The sequence below is a fragment of the Maricaulis sp. D1M11 genome, assembly GCF_047308265.1.
GTDB lineage: Bacteria > Pseudomonadota > Alphaproteobacteria > Caulobacterales > Maricaulaceae > Maricaulis.
Genome location: NZ_JBKQWY010000008.1, coordinates 208,603 through 223,196, shown reverse-complemented (window position 1 = coordinate 223,196; position 14,594 = coordinate 208,603). Strand labels below are relative to the sequence as shown.

At 62.0% G+C, this 14,594-nt stretch carries 9 protein-coding genes; 4 read left to right on the top strand and 5 right to left on the bottom strand.

Annotated elements, in window-relative coordinates:
* The first annotated feature begins 14 nt into the window (after window positions 1-14).
* Entirely contained in the window at window positions 15-1,436 is a 1,422-nt protein-coding gene (locus RMQ97_RS13580; RefSeq protein ID WP_413661435.1) for an alpha/beta hydrolase family protein, read from the top strand.
* Here RMQ97_RS13580 and thrC read toward each other — a convergent pair whose 3' ends face one another.
* The 5 genes from thrC to RMQ97_RS13555 form a co-directional block, all read right to left on the bottom strand.
* Window positions 1,437-2,723: a threonine synthase gene (thrC, locus tag RMQ97_RS13575; RefSeq protein ID WP_413661434.1), complete on the bottom strand. Its 1,287-nt coding sequence runs from the start codon at window positions 2,721-2,723 to the stop codon at window positions 1,437-1,439. It abuts the gene before it with no gap.
* Window positions 2,720-3,697: a homoserine kinase gene (locus RMQ97_RS13570; RefSeq protein WP_413661433.1), complete on the bottom strand. Its 978-nt coding sequence runs from the start codon at window positions 3,695-3,697 to the stop codon at window positions 2,720-2,722. The genes thrC and RMQ97_RS13570 overlap by 4 nt, the downstream gene beginning before the upstream one ends.
* Window positions 3,698-3,735: 38 nt before the next feature.
* Entirely contained in the window at window positions 3,736-5,547 is a 1,812-nt protein-coding gene (locus tag RMQ97_RS13565; RefSeq protein WP_413661432.1) for a homoserine dehydrogenase, read from the bottom strand.
* A 637-nt stretch (window positions 5,548-6,184) separates the two neighbouring features.
* Window positions 6,185-7,789, bottom strand: a complete 1,605-nt coding sequence (locus RMQ97_RS13560) for a phosphoenolpyruvate carboxykinase (RefSeq protein WP_413661431.1) — start codon at window positions 7,787-7,789, stop codon at window positions 6,185-6,187.
* Between the two features lie 632 nt (window positions 7,790-8,421).
* A complete protein-coding gene (locus tag RMQ97_RS13555) occupies window positions 8,422-9,327 on the bottom strand; it encodes a pirin family protein (protein WP_413661430.1) in 906 nt (301 codons plus the stop codon).
* A gap of 157 nt (window positions 9,328-9,484) precedes the next feature.
* Between RMQ97_RS13555 and RMQ97_RS13550 the strand changes: the two genes are divergently transcribed.
* The 3 genes from RMQ97_RS13550 (at window position 9,485) to RMQ97_RS13540 (ending at window position 14,593) form a co-directional block, all read left to right on the top strand.
* Window positions 9,485-10,915, top strand: coding sequence for a M20/M25/M40 family metallo-hydrolase (locus tag RMQ97_RS13550; RefSeq protein ID WP_413661429.1), 1,431 nt, complete (start codon window positions 9,485-9,487; stop codon window positions 10,913-10,915).
* 272 nt (window positions 10,916-11,187) lie between these two features.
* Window positions 11,188-12,351: a non-hydrolyzing UDP-N-acetylglucosamine 2-epimerase gene (wecB, locus tag RMQ97_RS13545; RefSeq protein ID WP_413661428.1), complete on the top strand. Its 1,164-nt coding sequence runs from the start codon at window positions 11,188-11,190 to the stop codon at window positions 12,349-12,351.
* Window positions 12,352-12,379: 28 nt separating this feature from the next.
* On the top strand, window positions 12,380-14,593 hold the full coding sequence (locus tag RMQ97_RS13540; RefSeq protein WP_413661427.1) for a glycosyl transferase family protein: 2,214 nt from the start codon (window positions 12,380-12,382) through the stop codon (window positions 14,591-14,593).
* Window position 14,594 lies beyond the last annotated feature (1 nt).

Sequence of the window (14,594 nt, the reverse complement as noted above, 5' to 3'; positions counted from 1 at the left end):
CATTGCACCGGATCATGTTCCCAATCGCGCTGACAATCCTGCTCGCCGCCTGTTCGACTGAGCCGGGTGAGGACACGACGGATCGCGCGGGCTCGGACTTCACCTCTGCCGCATCGGCGGAGGATCTCGCTCGATTGGCCGATCAGGACCGCATAGACGCACAGTTTCAGCGCGAAGCCCTAGCCCTGCGGGAAACAGCACAGCGGGAGATGATGCGCGAGTATGCCCGCTATCGGCAGGCCAGTTCGGATGAATTCCGGTTGGCCTGGGATGCAGTGTATCAGCGTCAGGATGCGGCCCTGGTACAGCACGCGTACGCATCTGGTGTGTCAGCCCTCGTGGCCGAGCAGGAAACGGCCTTACTTCAGGCGTTCTGGGCCCGCGGGCGTCTGGGACATGTGACGGATTATATTGGCGAAACCGGTCAGTTGCCCGCCCCGGATTACTGGACATTTCTGGATGAGATTGATCTGGATCGCGCAGATCTCGTGGACCGGCCAGCCTATCAGGCGCTGCTGACAGAACATGCGGACTGGCGGGCCTTGGCCTTGCGTGAACGCGCGGGCGACGCCGCTCGGGCCGGTTCGCTGCAACTGACAACCCGACTGGCCGCCGCCGGCTTGCACCAGTCAGAGGCTGTACGGTGTTTCCTGCGGGAATGGGCGCTGGGCGATCATCTTGAGCGTTATGGACAGGGAGGGCTCAACGGCGAAGTCGAGATCTTTGCGCGTGATTGTCCGGGGGTGGCGGCCGAGCGCTTGCGCGTGGAAAGGGATCGCTACCTGGCGCAGAATGACGGACACCTTGTTGCGACCTTCCACAGTCATGATGGTCTGGCACTGGATCTTCATGTTCTGGCGCCTGCCGACCTCCAGGCCGGCGAAAGCCGACCGGTGATCGTTTGGTTCCATGGCGGGCGCGGAGTTCGCGGCCGGTGGGCTGATTGTGATCTGTGCGAGGCGTGGCGCGCGGCCGGCTATATCACCGTACAGAGCGAATACCGTTTGCCGCACCGCCATGGTGGACACCGTAGCGATGCCTACGCGGATGCGGCCCATGCGCTAGCCTGGGTCATGGAGCGCGCGGACCGGTTTGGCGGGGATGCCCGCCGCATTGCCCTGGCCGGTGCGGACATGGGCGGGGATTTGACGGTGTTTGCCGATCTCCCGCCCGATACGGTGCGCGGTCGTTTGTTGATCGATTCCTGTCTGGACGGTGATGGTCCCGAACGTATTCTGCCTGATGGTGTGGTGCTGGTGATCGAAGGCGGGCAAACGCGTACCTGTCTTGAAAATGGCAATAGTGAATATGTCGCGCTGGGACGAGCGATGGGCGCGGATATCCGCTTCGAGGCGCTGGGCGCAGCAGAGACTGATGTGTTGAACATCAGCCTCGCCTTCTGGGACGAGGTTTTCGCCGAGCGCGCGTCGGACTGATCAGGCCGGTTGCAGGTTGAGCGCTTCAGCAAGAGCGTCCAGATCCGCCGGGATATCGCTGACCCGCGCCGGACGTTGTTTCACCTCTGCCAGGGCCGGGGGCAGGGGCGGGGTTTCCCCGATCACCGCTTCCACAGTTTCCGCAAACTTGTAAGGATCGGCGGTAGCGCCCACCAGCCAAGGACGAGCCTCGCGCTGGGCGTCCGGCAGACGATGATAGGCTTCCAGCGCGGTCGCGGTATGGGGGCAGGCAATATATCCCTCATCCTCGAATGTCTGGCGAATGCGTGTCTGGATATCATGATCCTCGACCCGGTGAACCCGATGAATGGCTTCGGGATCATGCAGGTTGAGACGTTCAAAATTGCTGGGTGCCCCCACATCCATGGCATTGGCCAGGGTGGCGATCGACGGGCGGGCCGCATACCGACCGGTGATATGCCAGTCCGACAGGGTGGCGTTGGCATTGGTCGCCAGGTGGATCGGGCCGATGGGCAGGCCACAATCGCGTGCCAGGACCGCGGCAAATGCATTGCCCAGATTGCCAGTCGGTATGATCAGCCCGGGTGTTTCCCCGGTTTCGCGCCAGATCTCCAGGGACGCATGCGCCCAATAGCTCATTTGTGGCAGGAGCCGGCCGATGGAAATGGAATTGGCCGAGGTCAGACCATGCCGGGCGCTGAGATCGCGGTCGGCAAAGGCCGCCTTGACCAGGACCTGGCAGGCATCAAAATCGCCATCCACACGCAAGGCCCGCACGGGGTCATTCCAGCAGCACAACTGGTGTTCCTGGAAGGGGGAGATCCGGCCCTTGGGAAAGAGGATCACAGCCCCGGCCTGGCGCGAGCCTTCTGCGGCACAGCCCACCGCCCCGCCGGTATCCCCCGATGTTGCTGCCAGAACCGTGATCGGGTCATCGGTGCGGGCAATGGCATCGAAACAGCGAAACAGGAAACGCGCCCCGAAATCCTTGAAGGCTCCGGTCGGACCGTGAAAGAGTTCGAGTACTTGCGGACCGGTCTCGCCCAGCTGCACGCGCGGGACGGGAAAATTGAAGGCCGAGCCACAGATCTGCGGGAGCGGATCGGCCAGATCCGTGCCGGCAAAAAACGGGGCGAGCAGGCGCGCGGCCAGGCGTGGGAGTTCCGGTGTGTCGTCAAAATCCTTTGGCGAAAATTCCGGCAGGGAGAGGGGCAGGTAGAGCCCGCCATCCGGGGCGGCGCCGGCGCGCAGAGCGCTCTGGGCATCGACGACCGGGCTTTGGCCACGCGTGCTGAGATAGGTCATGAGGCCGCTTTCTCCTGAAGGCTCTCGTGCACTGGAGTGTCGGAGACACGCTCAACCGTGACCCCGTCGGAAAGGATAGGCGCATCATAGGCCCGCGCCTCGCAGTCTGCATCGGCAAAGGCTCGCGCCATGGCGTCTCGCACGGCTGTCTTGTCCGCTGCCCGGCACCAGGCAAATACCGAGGGGCCGGATCCGGAAAAGGAACAGCCCAGCGCCCCCGCCCCGATCGCGGCGGACTGGACGCCGGCCAGCTCGGGCAAGAGCGGCAGGCGTTGGGGCTCGACCAGAATGTCTTGAAGGCCCGCCTCGATCAGAGCTTCGTCTCCCAGGGCGCAACCGGCGAGGAAACCGGCGAGATTGCGACCATGTTCAACGGCCACGGCATGGGAGACTGTCTCGGAAAGCAGCTCCCGCGCCATTTGTGTTTCAATCTTCCTGTTCGGGTGGAAGAGGACACAGGCATAGCCCTCCGGCAGGGGTAAGCGCCGGATGAGGGGTGGATCGAGGCGGGCCGCGATGACCAGCCCGCCCAGCAGGCTGGCCATCACATTGTCCCAGGGGGGCGGGTCGGCGGAGACCCGTTCGCCTTCAATGGCGTGCAGTAACAGGTCCGGCGTTTCCAGCGGCGTTTCAAGCAGGGCGTTGACTGCCGCGGCGGCCGCGACAGCCGAGGCGGCCGATCCGCCCATGCCGGCACTCATGGGCACACCCTTGTGGATGTCGAGCTCAACGCCCAGGCCTGGAGCCTGGCTGGCGATGAGGGCGTGCGCGGCCGCGAGCGCGCAATTCTTGTGAACCTCGGCCGGGAGCGAGTCGGTGAGCCCACTTACCTGTCCCAGATGCACGCCCGGGCGGTCGACCCGCCGTGCGGTAATGGTGTCGCGCACAGCATCGAAGGCCAGGCCGAGCACGTCATATCCAACGCCGACATTGCCGATACTGGCGGGGGCGGATGCAGTTGCCATCTGGGGCATGGGTCAGTCCTCGCTTGAGGCCGGACGCAATCAGTGCGTCAGGCGTTGTCGGGTAAATCGAGCGCCGGCATTCGGGCCGACAATCCGGGCAGGGCGACCGCACCGGTCGCATGACGCTGAATGTCCATGAGATCGGCAAACACGGCTTCGGCGGTGGGCCAGCGACCCGCCCCCTTGCCATTGACAATGTGCACACCGCCCGCCTTGTCGACCAGCCGGAAACGGTTTTCCTCATTGCGGATCTGCGCCAGAAGATGATCTTCCGGCAGGCGTACGAGATCGACACGCGCGGAGACCTGTCCGTCATCGGAGAGATGGCAGTGGGCAACCTGGCGGAAGCGAGCGCCTTCAGCCGAGGCCGCAGCGATCACATGGGGCTGGATATCGCCAATCGACATTTTCGGGATCGATGCCGGATCCACAGCCACATCAAAGGCGTGACGGATCAGGAGAGAGAGTTTGTCCGCCGCGTCATGACCATCCGTGTCGGCCGAGGGATCGGCTTCGGCAAAACCGAGCGCCTGGGCTTCGGCAATCGCCTCGTCATAAGGCATGCCCTCGGCGAGACGATCGAGCAGGTAGTTGGAGGTGCCGTTCATCACGCCTTCGATCATGGCCAGACCCGGGGACTGGGCAAGACGGTCCACCGCTTCCAGGATCGGCGCGCCTCCGCCGACAGAGGCTGAATAGAGAAGAGGTTTGCCCTGTTTTCTGGCCTTGGCGTGCAGGGCCTCAAAATCACGGGCGAGGGCAGCCTTGTTGGCCGAGACCAACGCGCTGTCCTGGTCGAGAGCGCTGTGCAACAGCTCAAGGGCCAGGCCCGTACCGCCCAGCACTTCCACCACGATATCCGGGTCAGAGCCGAGGGCTTCGGCGAGGTCTGCCGTAAAGTCGGCCTTTGTGTCAGGATGTGCACTGGCATGGGCGGCCGGATCGCGCACCAGGATCGGATTGAGGGCGAAACGGCCGGGATGAGCCTCGAGCAATTGGCGGACACCGGCCCCCACAGCGCCATGCCCGAGCAGGGCCACACGGAGCGGTTTCACATCCCGCTTGGCACCGGGTTCACGCTCATGGCGACCGATACGCGTGGCATAACCTTTTCCAAGTGCGGCGACCTCGACCACCACATCGTTTTTCTCGGCCGCGATCAGCGCCTTCTCCTGGACTAGGCCATGCGAGACGCGAAGGGCTTCGGAATAGTCCAGCCGGTCAAGGCGTTCGGCATCCGGATTGCGGGCCGGATCATCGGTATAGACCCCGTCCACATCCTTGATGAGGCGGACCCGGTCCGCGCCCAGGAGGTGGGAGAAAATTACCGCCGTCAGATCCGTGCCACCGCGACCCAGGGTGACCGGCCCGTTTTCTCCTTCAGCAAAAAAGCCCGGCACCACGAGGGCATCTGCCGTATCGAGGGCGTCGTGCAGGCGGTTGGCGTCCAGACCAGTGAGATTGGCATCCAGCGGTGACCCGGCCGCTGTCAGATCCATCTCATGCGGGTCGAGCACATTGACCGGAATGCCGGCACGATCGAGTGCCAGGCCCATCAGGGCCGCCGATTTCAGCTCGCCGCAGCGGACGAGACGGGCCGTGAGGGCTTCGTGCTGGGCCCCGACCGTGTCGGACAGTCCGAACAATTCGTCGGTTTCACCATCCAGAGCCGAGACAACCGCCACGACTTTTTCGCCATTGCGGGTATGGCGATAGATCTCATGCGCTGCCCGCGAATAATCGGCCGGCGAGAACAACACGGACGAGCCGAATTTGAGCACGCAGATGCGGTGGCGGCAGGCCGGTTTGGGGGCCGGGTGGACGTCGGGAGCCTGGAGGGCGTGGGCGAGTTTGTTCACGGGTCTGGTCCTTTGGGTCTGGTCAGTCTGGGGTCGGTGGTGGTGAAGATCCGGAATTTGGGTATTAAAAAACCCGCTTCCGGTGTCCGGGAGCGGGCGGGGTGTGTGCGGTGTGTGTCTCCGCTAGCTCACCTCGTGCCGCTCCTCGTCTGGGAGGTGGTAATCATACCGGTGCCCATAATGGTGCCGGTGGTCATACCTGTTGTGAGGGAGGTGGATGTCGTGGCGGACACGGCATACACGTCACCCGTCCACACGCCTTGCGTCTGGCTGGAGGTGGCGATGTAAGCGGACAGGCCCGTCATGTGAGATCCGTTTCGGTTGTTGCTCGACTCGCGCGGGAGGTGTTTCTTGCGTCAGCGGAGGTGCACATCCCGGTGTCCGGGAAAAATCACCGCCTCAGCGATCCGTTGCGAAATTCCATTTCAAAAAACCGGAGTTTCACCCGGGGGTCAAACAATTTTTTTGGATAGGGTCATACGCGCACCACATGTGTGGCTATTTTGTCGGATGATCGGGGCAGCACATCCTGCCCGGTCTGGAGCCGGTTATTGTGTCGCCGCACAGCAAAAAGCCCCGCTCGGCAGAAGCGGGGCTTTCCGTTGGACTCTGTGGAAGTCCGACTGTCGCGCGGGTCCTATTCTGCCGCGTCGACGAGTTCGCGTGTCGAGGCGGGCGCCTTGGGGGCTGCGGCGCGCACATAGGCCGCCACGTGGTCCTCAAACTTGATGAAATTCTCATTGAACATGGTGACCAGCCTGGCCGCCTGGGCGTCATAGGCCTCCGGGTCGGCCCAAGTGGAGCGCGGGTCAAGAATGGACGATCCCACGCCGTCGACAGCGGTGGGCACCATGAAGCCGAAACACGGGTCCTCGCGGAAACTGGCGCTATTGAGCGAGCCGTCGAGCGCGGCGTTCAGCAGGGTGCGGGTCGCCTTGATCGGCATGCGATGACCGGTGCCGTGGGCTCCGCCGGTCCAGCCAGTATTCACGAGCCAGCAATCCACATCGTGCTGGGCAATCAGCTCGCGCAGCAGGGCGCCGTACTCTGCGGGGTGACGTGGCATGAAGGGCGCGCCAAAACAGGCAGAGAAAGTGGCGGTGGGCTCGGTTACGCCTTTTTCGGTACCCGCCACTTTCGCCGTATAACCCGACAGGAAGTGATACATGGCTTGAGCCGGGGTCAGCTTGGCGATCGGCGGCATGATGCCAAAGGCATCACAAGTCAGCATGATCAGGTTTTTCGGGTGACCACAGCGACCGGTGTCGGAGGCGTTCGGAATTGCACTGATCGGATAGGCGCCGCGGCTGTTTTCGGCCAGGCTGTCATCATCCAGATCAAGTGCGCGCGTCTGTGGATCCATCACCACATTTTCCAGCACTGTTCCCCACATCTGTGTGGTGGCGTGGATTTCCGGTTCGGCCTCGGCAGACAGGCGGATCATTTTCGCGTAGCAACCGCCCTCGAAATTGAACAGGCCGTTTTCGGACCAGCCATGCTCGTCATCCCCGATCAGGGTCCGGCTGGCGTCGGCGGACAAGGTGGTCTTGCCGGTGCCGGACAGGCCGAAAAAGATGGCGGCATCCTCATCGCCACAATTGACCGAACAATGCATCGGCATGATCGACTTGGCGGGCAAGAGATAGTTGAGAATGGTGAAGACGGATTTCTTGGTTTCACCGGCATAGGACGTGCCACCGATCAGCACCAGCTTGCGGGAGAAATCCACGGCAATGACGGTATCCGAACGGCATCCGTGGCGCTGGGGATCCGCCTTGAAACTGGGCAGGTTGATGATGGTGAATTCCGGTGCAAACCCGGCATATTCATCCGCTGCAGGTACGCGCAGAAGATGGCGGATGAAGAGCGAGTGCCAGGCCAGTTCATTGATCACCCGCACAGGCAGGCGGTGGTCGAGATCGGCACCGCCGAAGAGCTGTTGCATATACAGCGTCTTGTCGGCCATGTGAGCCTGGAAGTCTGACCACAGGGCGTCGAAATGCGCCGGGCTCATTTCGGCGTTCGTCTCCCACCAGACTTGGCTTTCCGTCTCGGTGTCACGGACGGTGAACTTGTCCTTCGCAGAGCGACCGGTGTGCTGGCCGGTTTCCACGACCAGGGCGCCGCCCTTGGCGATCCGGCCTTCACCGGAGCGCACAGCCTCCTCGTATAGGCGTTCTTCATTCCAGTTCAGACGCAGCTCGGCGGGTGTGACCCCCAGACCGTTCAGGACACCGTCCATTCCTCTCTCCAGCTCATTACAGGCAGGCCTCGGCCTACGAAACTTTCCCCCGGGAGCGGTCATCCGGTGTGTCGGCTTTTGCCGCCGCGCCGCTCCCTTTATGTGACCCATACCCACGAAACAGGCCGATCAATCTCTTGCTCACGCAAGAAAACGGCCACACGCAGACTGGGCATGTCATCGCGGGTAGCAGATCGAGGAGCGGGCGGGAACCCCTTCGGGTCTTCCCGAAAAGCCTTTTGCTTTAAGGGTTTAGAGAGTTAGCGCAAACATGTGACGGGCCTCGCGGCGTCTTTGCAAACATTTGCAAGGTCAAACCCTTGTCACCGTAGGGAGACTCGCGGCCATCGCGTTCGCGAAAGCGACAAGATGAGAAAATCTGCCGAATTTCATGACGAAACAGACAAATTTTCATGGCGCGGCGAAAATGCCGCAGGATGCATCACGAAACCGGGTTGATGGCTCCGGCTCTCGGACAAGGCTGCAAGCGCCAAGGGAGAGGCCAGGCCCTGTGTGCGAGCGCATGCTGTGTCCCGGAATAATCCAGATTGTTGGGGTGTTTGAGGGACCACTAACCTCAGGCAGGGGCCACTAACCTCAGGCAGGGTTCGTTAGCGTCTGGGCAGAAACCACTAACCTTCAGGCAGAGGAATGTGTTCGTTTTCACCATCCGGCAGGGTGAAGCGTCCGCCGGCCGGGAAACCGTCTTCGCTGGCTTGAGCCCAATCAGCCTTGGCGGCGTCCAGACGCTCTTGCGAACTGGCGACGAAATTCCAGAAGATCACCCGTTGACCCAGGGGGGCCCCGCCGCAGAGCATGATTTTGCTCGCCTTGCTGACTGACAATTCAGGCGCTGATCCGGGCGTGAGGACGAACATTTCTCCCTCTTCCAGCGTCACACCATCGACCTCAGCGGCACCGTCCACCAGGTAGATGGCGCGTTCTTCATGTTCGATATCCAGCGTGATGCGGGCACCAGCCGGAATACGGCCAGCCAGGTAGAAAATGGGAGAGAAGACTTTGACCGGGGCCGTCTCACCCCAGGCGGTGCCGAGGATCAGATGGAAATCACCGCCCTGGCGATCAAATCGCGGCAAATCCTGACCGGGATGGTGGAAAAAGGCCGGGTCGGTATCCTGATCCTCTTCCGGCAGAGCGACCCAGGTTTGAATACCATACATCGTGTGGCCGTCTTCGCGCTCGGGCGAGGGGGTGCGTTCGGAGTGAACAACGCCGCGACCCGCCGTCATCCAGTTCACATCGCCCGGGCGGATCACGAGATCCTCGCCGAGGCTGTCCTTGTGACGCAGGGCGCCTTCAAACAGATAGGTGACGGTCGCCAGGCCGATATGCGGATGGGGACGCACATCAATACCCTGACCCGGGGCAAATGTGGCCGGTCCCATCTGGTCGAAGAAAATGAAGGGCCCGACAAGACGTTGACCCGCCGCGGGCAGAACACGTTTGACGGAAAACCCGCCGAGATCGCGACTACGGCCGGCAATGCGATTGCTGATGGAGGCGGGAAGATCGGTCATGGCAGGCTCCTCGGTGTATCTGTTGCGCCATATATGGTGCGCGACCGCGAAAATCGAGGCCAAACACACCCGTCCCGCCGGACCTGGAAGCGCACCGTGCTTGCACGCGAGCGTTCAGTCTTCATAGTGACGCGCGGAAGAGTAAGTGGAGGCGGACATGAAACAGCTGGTCTGTGTATCGGCCCTGACCCTGGCACTGGGGTGGGGCGGCGCGGCGACAGCCGTACAATCGTATGAAATTCCAGAGGAAACCGCGCAGACAGCGCGTGAACTCATGGAAACAGCGCTTGATAGCGATCTGGCCTATGAGATCGTGGAATCACTGACGACGGAAATCGGGCCGCGTCTGGCGGGGTCGGAAGCGGAAGCCCGGGCGCGTGCCTGGGGGGCGAAGCTGGGCGAAGAGCTGGGCTTTGATGTGGTGGAGATCGAGGAATTCACGATGCCGTTCTGGGATCGCGGACGCATGGAGATCACCATGACGGCGCCGTATGACCAGGCGCTGTATGGCACGGCGCTGGGGGGATCGGGGCGATCGGATGGTGATATCGCGTCCCAGATTGTCTATTTCCGCGATATTCACGCTTTGACACTCGTCGAGGACGGCGCGCTGGAGGGCAAGATTGCCTTTGTCGATGGCGAGATCATGGTTGCGAGCCAGGTCGGGGCGGGCTATGGCGCGGCCAATCAGCGGCGTCGGATTGGTTGGCAGCATGCCGAGCGGGGCGGGGCGTCCGCCCTCGTGGTGCGTTCGGTCGGTTCGGACAGTCGTCGTTTTCCGCACACAGGCATGATGTCATCGCGCGATGGTGACTGGGCCGATATCCCGGTGATCGCCATTTCCAATCCGGATGCCGATCATCTGCGTCGCCTGCATAATCTGGGTGAAAGCATTGAACTCACGCTCAGTTCCGGTGCGGGCTGGCATGGCGATGTGACCAGCGGCAATGTGGTGCTCGATATCGTCGGGCGGGAATCGCCAGAGGAGATTGTGTTGATCGGCGGTCACCTGGACAGCTGGGATCTGGGCACGGGTGCGCTGGATGACGGCGCCGGTGTTGCGATCACTGTGGCTGCAGCCCAGCTGATCTCTGAATTGCCGCAGCGTCCGCGACGCACCATTCGTGTGGTGATGTTTGGCGCCGAGGAAGTCGGACTTCTGGGTGCGCGCGCCTATGCGGGCGAGCACCAGGACGAGATCGCCAACCATGTCCTCGCGACGGAATCCGATTTTGGCGCTCGCACCGTGTGGCAATTGGTGTCGAATGTGAATGATGATGCCAATCCGGCGGTCGATGCCATTGGGCGTCTGATCGCTCCTCTGGGCATTGTGCGCGGCGGCAGTGATGTGCCCGGAGGCGGTCCGGATATTATTCCGCTGGCCTATTCAGGCGTGCCCACCGTGCGTCTCAACCAGAATGGTTTGGATTATTTCGACTTCCACCACACGCCGGACGACACGCTCGACAAGATCGACCCCGCCGAGCTTTCGCAAAACGTGGCGGCCTATGCTGCGCTGGTTTATCTGGCCGCCGAGTTGGATGTGGAATTCCGCACGACACAATCCCCTGAGGGAGCGAGCGAGTAAGGCTTGCACCTTGCTGACAGACGGTAAAGATAAAGGCTCTGCAGTGGCAGGGCCTTTTTCATGCCCGCTGTTTGAGCTTCACCAGCGCCCTTCGGGTTTCATGAACGCTGTCTGAACGCCGCTGCCCCGGCATGGCCGCATGTCCGGCCACAATTCCTTATTTCATCGCACAAGCGCCGTAGTCTGGCACGGTTTCAACCGAATTCTTGCGAGAAATTAACCCTGTCAAAAGGGCGGCCATCCGGTGGCCCGGGGGAAGACGGGGTAACAGGATGAAGATCTCGATCATTGCGGGCACGCGCCCGGAAGTCGTCAAGCTGGCGCCGGTTCATGCGGCCTTTGCGGCCAAGCCGGGCATGACTGCAGAATGGGTTGCCACCGGGCAACATGGCTCGCTGGCCGAACAGGCCGAGGCCGTGTTTGGCATTACGCCGGACCGCAAGCTCCAGCCCGACTGGAACCGCAAGGATTTGTGGAGCCTGACCGGGGCGTTGATCGATGATCTTGGCGCGCACTATGCCCAGAGCCGTCCGGATGCGGTTCTGGTGCAGGGTGATACGGCCACAGCATTTTCCGGTGCCATGGCCGCGTTTCTGGCCAACATCCCTGTAGGCCATGTGGAAGCCGGGCTGCGCTCGGGTGATCTGGCCCATCCCTTCCCGGAAGAGGGGTTTCGCAAGCTGATCGCACCGATTGGTCAGATGCATTTCGCTCCGACCCGTCAGGCCGCCCGCAATCTCAAACAGGATGGCGTGAAAGACGCCCTGATCCGGCTGACCGGTAATACCGTGATTGATGCGGTTCAACAGGTCGCCGCCCTGGATCGAAAGCCGGCCGTTCTGGACCGGGTAAACGACGGGGAACGCATTATCCTGGTCACGCTGCACCGCCGCGAGAACTGGGATGAGGGCGTGGCCGGCGTATGCACAGCCATTCGCACCCTGCGCAATGAAAACCCGGATGTGCGGATCATTCTGCCGATCCACCTCAATCCACGTGTGCGCGGGCCGATCGAAGCCGCGCTGGGGAATGAGGGCCGGATCGAACTGATCGAACCTCTCGCCTATCCCGAGTTTGTGGCCGTGATGAAGCGGGCCTATCTGATCCTGTCCGATAGTGGCGGGGTGCAGGAAGAAGCGCCCAGTTTCGGTGTTCCGGTACTGGTCCTGCGTGACAAGACCGAGCGGCAGGAAGCCATTCGGGCCGGGGTGGCGAAACTGGTCGGCGCCGATGCGGCCCGCATTCTGGCTGCCGCGCGTCCGCTTCTCAAATCCAGCCGTGCTCATGCCCGCATGGCGCGCCGGTCCAACCCGTTCGGAGATGGCAAGGCCAGTGAGCGCATTGTGGAGGCCATTGCGCTTCTGCTCGCCAGCCAGGGTCAGGTCAACTCGCCCGGCGCGTCCATTCTGCCGATGATGCGGACGGCCTCGGCCTGACCGCGGATCCAGCTCCGGGGAGGGGCCGATGATCGACACGACCGATACATATCTTGCCGTTTCGGCCCTTGAAGTGGCCAATGCCGGTTTTGGCTTTGCCGTTCAATGGGTGATGGGCCTGGACTATGCGGGCATGGCCCGCCTGTACTGGCAGATCCTGTCCTGGCTGACGATTTACGCGGCCATCGCGATTTTTATCTCGTCCACGGATGATGCCTTCCTGGATCTCTATTTCTGGGTGCTGCAGCTGCAAAGGGTGATCACCCGGCCTTTCCGCAAAGTGCCGACAACCGAGCAATTGCTGGATCGTCCGGAAACCCGGCTCGCCATCATGGTGCCGGCCTGGCAGGAAAGCGATGTCATCGCGCGCATGCTGATGAATACGCTGACCACGATGGAGTATCAGAACTACGATATTTTCGTGGGCTGTTATCCCAATGACCCCGACACCATCCGTGAGGTCGACCGGATTGCGTCCCAGCACGCCCAGGTTCATCGCGCCATGGTGGGCCATGACGGGCCGACATCGAAGGCGGATTGTCTCAACTGGATGATCCAGAACATCTTTGCCCATGAAAAAGCGCATGATGTGACCTATGCCGGCTTTGTCATGCAGGACAGCGAGGACGTGATCCATCCGCTCTCCTTCAAGGTGGTGAACGCCTATCTGGAACGCTCCGACATGGTGCAATTGCCGGTTCTGTCCATGCCGCGCAAATACCGGGATCTGGTCGCCGGTCACTATATGGATGAGTTCGCGGAATGGCATGGCAAGGACCTGATCGCCCGCTCGGCCATGACTCGTCTGGTGCCCTCTGCCGGTGTGGCGACATCCTTCTCGCGCCGTTCGATCCAGCTCCTCTGCGAGGAGCGCGACAACCAGCCGTTCAATACCGACAGCCTGACGGAAGACTATGATGTCGGTCACCGCCTGTTTGAAGCCGGTCTGCGCTCGGATTTTGTTCGCTACTGGGCAAGGGTTCCGGTGGGTGAAATCAAACGGCGTGATGGTCGCGGCATGCGCACCCTCTATCGCCGCGAACTGGTGGCCACTCGGGAATACTTCCCGGACAAGCTGAATGTCTCGGTGAAGCAGAAATCCCGCTGGATGCTGGGCATTTCCTATCTGGGCTGGAAACAGCTGGGCTGGTTCGGCCCGTTCGCCCACCGTTATTTCATGTTCCGGGATCGCAAGGCGATCTGGACTGCGCCGACGGGCATGCTGGCCTATGCCATCGTCTTTCAATGGTTCCTGGTCTGGCTGGTTGCGACGCTGGTTCCCGGTGTTGGCATGTTGCCGCCGCTGATCGACCCGAACTCCTGGGTCTGGGGCCTGGTGATGATCAACTTCATCTATCTGGTGAACCGTGTGCTGCACCGGATCATCTTCACCGGCTCGGCCCATGGTCTGCGTCACGCGCTGATCGCCCCGATCCGCATGGTCCTGGCAAACTATGTCGGCTTCCTGGCCTCGATGCGTGCCGCGCGTCGGTTTGCCTGGCACATGATCACCGGCAATCGCATCACCTGGGACAAGACCATGCACGCCTATCCCTCGATGGCGGAAATCTCCGGTCAGCCCAATTCAATTGGTGAAGCCCTGATATTCTATGGCCTGGTCAATGATGAGGTGCTGGCGGAGGTGGAAGCCGAGATGGCGGAAACCGGCGACACGATCGGTGTGGTTCTCGTACGTCGAGGGCTGGCGACCGAGGAAGAAGTGGCCCAGGCCTGGGGCGAGGTGTCCGGGTTTGAAGTCATCGGTTTTGATGGTCTGGAGACAGCCGCCAGCGTTCGCGATCTGATCGGTGAGGAGGCGGCGCGTTTCCACCAGGCCTTCCCGCTGTCGCGTTCGGGCTCCACAGTCACGCTGGCCGTGGCGCAACCGGTTTCGGATGAGGACCATGCCGCGCTGGAAACCGCACTGGGGCAGGGGGTGAGGTATGCCCTCGCGCCACGCAGCGATATTCGTTTTGCCCTGCGTTTCGCCTGGAACAGCGAGCCACTGGACACGGATTTGCGGGCCGCACGCGTCCTGCGTCAGATGAAACTTCTCACAGAGGATCAGATTGCCGATGTCTGGCGACTGATCCGTCGTCAGGCCGAAAGCCTGACACCACCCTTTGGATTTATCGCCATTGCGCGCCAGGCCGGCATCCTGTCCGACGCCGACTGGAACGCCCTGGCCGAAGCCGAGCCGGACCTGGTGCCGCAAACGGCTGACACCCCTGAACACGCCTGAT

Bases quoted from the DNA above. Each gene is read 5' to 3' on its own strand.
- RMQ97_RS13580 (WP_413661435.1), top strand. From the start codon at position 15: ATGTTCCCAATCGCGCTGACAATCCTGCTCGCCGCCTGTTCGACTGAG.
- thrC (WP_413661434.1), bottom strand. From the start codon at position 2,723: ATGACCTATCTCAGCACGCGTGGCCAAAGCCCGGTCGTCGATGCCCAG.
- RMQ97_RS13570 (WP_413661433.1), bottom strand. From the start codon at position 3,697: ATGCCCCAGATGGCAACTGCATCCGCCCCCGCCAGTATCGGCAATGTC.
- RMQ97_RS13560 (WP_413661431.1), bottom strand. From the start codon at position 7,789: ATGGACGGTGTCCTGAACGGTCTGGGGGTCACACCCGCCGAGCTGCGT.
- RMQ97_RS13555 (WP_413661430.1), bottom strand. From the start codon at position 9,327: ATGACCGATCTTCCCGCCTCCATCAGCAATCGCATTGCCGGCCGTAGT.
- RMQ97_RS13550 (WP_413661429.1), top strand. From the start codon at position 9,485: ATGAAACAGCTGGTCTGTGTATCGGCCCTGACCCTGGCACTGGGGTGG.
- wecB (WP_413661428.1), top strand. From the start codon at position 11,188: ATGAAGATCTCGATCATTGCGGGCACGCGCCCGGAAGTCGTCAAGCTG.
- RMQ97_RS13540 (WP_413661427.1), top strand. From the start codon at position 12,380: ATGATCGACACGACCGATACATATCTTGCCGTTTCGGCCCTTGAAGTG.